The 1,446-nt window shown below is 64.8% G+C and carries 1 protein-coding gene and 1 pseudogene; both read right to left on the bottom strand.

The window, feature by feature from the left end:
* Positions 1-1,202 (bottom strand): transposase family protein (locus tag CAPSK01_RS03615; protein WP_273703024.1); only part of this gene is annotated, 1,202 nt, incomplete at its 3' end.
* Positions 1,199-1,446, bottom strand: a pseudogene (locus CAPSK01_RS03610) (Druantia anti-phage system protein DruA); the annotation flags it as partial. The gene CAPSK01_RS03615 and the pseudogene CAPSK01_RS03610, both read right to left, overlap by 4 nt.

Genomic DNA, 1,446 nt, shown 5'->3' with positions numbered 1-1,446 from the left:
ACCTTGTCTTGGCTGAGCGGTTGGCTGGAGAGCCAGGCGTGGCGCGATGTTTCGGTGACGGTCCTGGCCTGTTCATCGATCTTCTCCCCGCTTTCCTCACAGACCACCAGGTTCAGCTTGAGACGCTGACGCCCGTTGGCAGCGAAGGCGTAGTCGATGTCGTTGACCCAGCTGAAGTGTTGCCGGCGTCTTCCCCAACCGCGCTGCACGACTTGTGGCTTCAGGGCGTGGAGCGCGCGCAACTCCTGCCAGACCGTGGACAAATCCTTGTCCCTGAGCACGATCATGAACTGCCAGTGGGCGCGCAAGCAGCGCTGCATCACCGGCCCGTTGGCGTAGAGGCCGTCGAGCAGAAGCAGGATCGGCAGGCGGGGAAACAGCGTCTTGAGCCGGTCGCTCAAGCGCGCAAAAGCGCGCTGCTCGCAATCCTGCTTTTGCGCTTCGGTATCGCCCAGCGCGTGTTCGAGGAACTCGCTGAGCAACGGGATGACCAGACCGTTGTGGAAGGCGAGACTGGCCTCGAGCACGTAGACAAAGTACTGGGTATGACGGGTTTCCTCCTTGCCGACGGTGCGCTGCAGGAGTTCCTCCGCCCAGAGGGTGTCGCCCGCGAGTTTCTGCGAGCCATCAATGGCGATCGGATGGCAGTGGTTGATCAGATAGCGCCGGACACTCTTGCCGCGGATCAGGCGTCGCACCAAGTCGACGTGCGCCTGTTCGAGTTGGGCCAGGTCGATGTCGCGCAGCAGCCGATAGAGGGTGTCGGCGTGTGGCAGGGTCTCGATCTCCGGGAACAGCAGTTGCAGGTTGGCCAGGAACTGCGGACGGGTCATTTCGCGGTTGGTCTCGCGCCGGGAGGCGAACTGAAAGACGAACATCAGCAGACCCCAGAGCAAGAGCACGGTCAGCTTGTGCCGGCGCTTCCTGGGGTCTCTCGGGTCGGGAATTTGTTCCAGCTGACCGAGCAAGGCCGGCAGCTCTTTGCGCAGGAGGCGCGTCTGTTTGCTCACGGCGTCCTCGCGGGCCGCTTGTTCCTCGGCGATGGTCGCGAAAGGCGAGCAACGGTTGGGCAAGGGCGCGGGTGAGGTGGGGACGAATCCCATCGCGCGCTGTGTCGCGTTCAGTGCCTTCTCCTGCCGTCTCTTGTTGCCGCGTTGCGCCCGGATGCCGGCACGCGTCAGACGACGGCAGGGCTTGCTCATGACCGGGAGCTCCCGGTCACGGCGCACAGCCGGTCGCGACCATCGGCGCCGAGCGGCTTGACCCACACCTGGCGGGGCGTGCTGTGATAGGAGCGGCCAGGACGGGCCAGCCCGCGTCCACTGGTCTCTCCGAGCAACTGCCAACCGGCAGCACGGTAGCAGGTGCCGGCATGGTGTCGCGGGTCGACGAAGCTTTCCAGCAGCAGCGGCTGGTACCCCCACTGTTCGAGCCAGTCCCTGCGGG

This window comes from Candidatus Accumulibacter vicinus, from assembly GCF_000584955.1.
Classification (GTDB): Bacteria; Pseudomonadota; Gammaproteobacteria; order Burkholderiales; family Rhodocyclaceae; genus Accumulibacter; species Accumulibacter vicinus.
Note: the sequence above shows the minus strand (reverse complement) of the source record. Positions and strands in the feature narration are given on the sequence as shown.